This is a genomic window from Catenibacterium sp. (assembly GCF_052354645.1).
Lineage (GTDB): Bacteria > Bacillota_I > Bacilli_A > Erysipelotrichales > Coprobacillaceae > Catenibacterium > Catenibacterium mitsuoka_A.
In genome coordinates, this window is record NZ_DAWDDM010000281.1 from 1 (window position 1) to 2,593 (window position 2,593).

A 2,593-nucleotide genomic window follows, 5' to 3' on the forward strand; every position below is an offset into this window, starting at 1 on the left:
ATTAAAGGCTGTATAATAAAGGTGGTGATAAAAATGGAACATATTACAGATATAGATAAAACAGCACATCTTGAAGAATGTGTAGAAGCGGTGAGAGAAATCATTAATCCAGATGATTATGGATTAACTGAAGAAGCTCTTTATGCTCTTACAAAAGAAATCATGGATACTTCTCTTACAATGGGAGGAGACTTTCATTTAGATAACATTCGTTTCTTTGCGGAACGTTTTATTAAGAGCGGATCAATTGCACGTTTTAAGATGGCTCATGAAAATGATTTTTAAGGAGGGATTGTATGGGTAAAATAGAAGACGTTATCCAACAGTACCTGGATGAACATAAAAGTCATTATCTAGGTAAATATCGTTATAGATGTAGCTATCGTATTAGTGATACTGCGATGAAGTTTCATTATTATATGCTTGATGAAAACTTCAGAAATATCGATATTTATGTTGAATTATCATATGGTGATAAGGTTGAAGCAGAATTCTCAGAAAATTTAAATGACCAGGAAAAGCAGTTTATTATTAAAGATGCACTGGTACATATTTTTTATAAAGAGAAGTTTACACATGTCCTTCATTATTCTTTGATTCCAAAGATTGTGAAGGAACATCATCTTATTGATACAAACATGGCACCGATTGATTATATTGAGATCTTGGAGTACATGAAGTATCATCAGGGGATTAATAAAAAGACAGTCGATTCTTTCTATGAAATCTATCTTCCAGTTATGCATGATTTAATCAAGACACAAAAATATGATGTTTATATTTCTTCATTGATCTTATTATTACGTAACATACTTTATGAATATGACTGGGATGGACCAAATTCTAAATATCGTGATACGGAATATCAATATCATTTATATTATGTAAGAGAATTGATTCAGGAAATTATTGACCATCTAGATTTATTCTATAAGCATGCAGCAAGCTATTTGTTCCATCTTATGCATCTACTATGTCAGCATACTTTATTCGCATTTTGTATTATGAGCAATCTTGGTTCATTATTTAATTATAATGAGGTTGTTTTAAAGGCTTTATCAGACAATTTGAAAAAGCACTTTATCTTATACGATAAGGAAGCTAATAATTTAAATCAGTGTAATCTTGTTTATTCTTATTTATTTTATTCTTATTTAAATAAGAAAGAACCTTTTAGAGAAGTAATCAAACAGGTATTTAGAACAATTGTGGATTCGATTCTTGTTTATGCAAATCATGATCTAGATCTTGCATTAGGTAATACATTATTAAAAAATGAAGGTTATGATGTATTGCTTGATTTATTCAGCAATGATTACAATACATTTATATTCACTTGCTTCCCAATTAGTTCATTTCCAACAGAAATGCGTACATCAGTTCGTAATGAACTCGTTGCCGCTATTCGTTTCTTTGCAGGTAGAATGAATAATGATAAGTATAAGCTCAGCTCATTTGAACAGGTATTAAATATCAATAGATTATTATTAGATAATTTTGGAGATTGGTATAAATGAAAAAGAGAAATATAGTCACAGCAGTCTTTGGAACAGCTGTCCTTGCTGGTGCAGGGTTATATCAGAAAACAAGTCAGTTTGTAGATGAACGCTTATATCGTACACATATTAAACGTACCTTATTTGAGACTTTAAAGCCTCAGACAGTACGTATTAAGAATATGAATGATGCGATTTTAACTGGTCATCTACTTGAAGTGGATCATGCAGACAATACATTAATCATGGTTCACGGTTTTACTAAAGATGCATCTTCTCTAGAAAATGAAGCAATCTATTTTCAGTCAATTTGCCCTCATACTAATATCTTGATGATTGATTGTTATGGTAATGGATCATCTGATGGTGTGACAAGAGGTGTTGGTTTCCAAGATGTTATGGATATTAACTATTGGAATCGTTTCATTATTCAAAAGTATGGCGAAGATCATCCAGTCTTCTTCTATGGTAAAGAAACAGGTGCTGTCGCACTACTTTGTGCAGGTAGTGCAGGTTTATTAAAGAATGCAACAAGCTTAATTGTAGAAAGTACATTTAAGAATGTGCGTGATTACTTTGCATATTTAATGAAGAATGATGGATATCCAGAATCTATCACACGTCCTTTACTTTCGATTGTATTAAGAAAAGAATTAAATGTACCTCTAGATGATCTAGATGTCATGAGATATATAAGAAGGAATACTATTCCGACATTATTTATCCAAAACAAAAACAACAATAAGGTAGATTTTAATGATGTATTTGATTTATACAATAATGCATTATGTGTTAAAGAATTAATGCCATTAAAAGATGAGCCATTTTATGCTCTTGATGAAAAGCATCCTTATAAGGATCTTCTTATAGAGTTTTTAAATAGAAATGGATGATAGGAGGATTAAAATGTATTTTAAAGAATCAACAGGCTTCCCAAAGGATTTCTTATGGGGAAGTGCTTCAGCTGCTTATCAGGTAGAAGGTGCCTGGGCTGAAGATGGCAAAAAGCCTTCAGTATGGGATAAGTTTGTAAGAATCCCAGGTAAGACATTCAAAGCTACTACTGGTGATAAGGCAGTTGACCATTATCATATGTA

At 31.5% G+C, this 2,593-nt stretch carries 4 protein-coding genes; all 4 read left to right on the top strand.

Annotation, left to right across the window (positions count from 1 at the left end; genetic code table 11):
- The first annotated feature begins 33 nt into the window (after window positions 1-33).
- Window positions 34-285, top strand: coding sequence for a hypothetical protein (locus tag ACT8VG_RS09945; RefSeq protein WP_006505197.1), 252 nt, complete (start codon window positions 34-36; stop codon window positions 283-285).
- An 11-nt stretch (window positions 286-296) separates the two neighbouring features.
- Window positions 297-1,517, top strand: a complete 1,221-nt coding sequence (locus ACT8VG_RS09950) for a hypothetical protein (protein WP_444195772.1) — start codon at window positions 297-299, stop codon at window positions 1,515-1,517.
- Entirely contained in the window at window positions 1,514-2,389 is an 876-nt protein-coding gene (locus tag ACT8VG_RS09955) for a hypothetical protein (RefSeq protein WP_187012231.1), read from the top strand. The genes ACT8VG_RS09950 and ACT8VG_RS09955 overlap by 4 nt, the downstream gene beginning before the upstream one ends.
- Window positions 2,390-2,402: 13 nt before the next feature.
- Window positions 2,403-2,593: family 1 glycosylhydrolase (locus ACT8VG_RS09960; protein WP_444195773.1), on the top strand; the 191-nt coding region annotated here is incomplete at its 3' end.

Bases quoted from the DNA above. Each gene is read 5' to 3' on its own strand.
- ACT8VG_RS09945 (WP_006505197.1), top strand. From the start codon at position 34: ATGGAACATATTACAGATATAGATAAAACAGCACATCTTGAAGAATGT.
- ACT8VG_RS09950 (WP_444195772.1), top strand. From the start codon at position 297: ATGGGTAAAATAGAAGACGTTATCCAACAGTACCTGGATGAACATAAA.
- ACT8VG_RS09955 (WP_187012231.1), top strand. From the start codon at position 1,514: ATGAAAAAGAGAAATATAGTCACAGCAGTCTTTGGAACAGCTGTCCTT.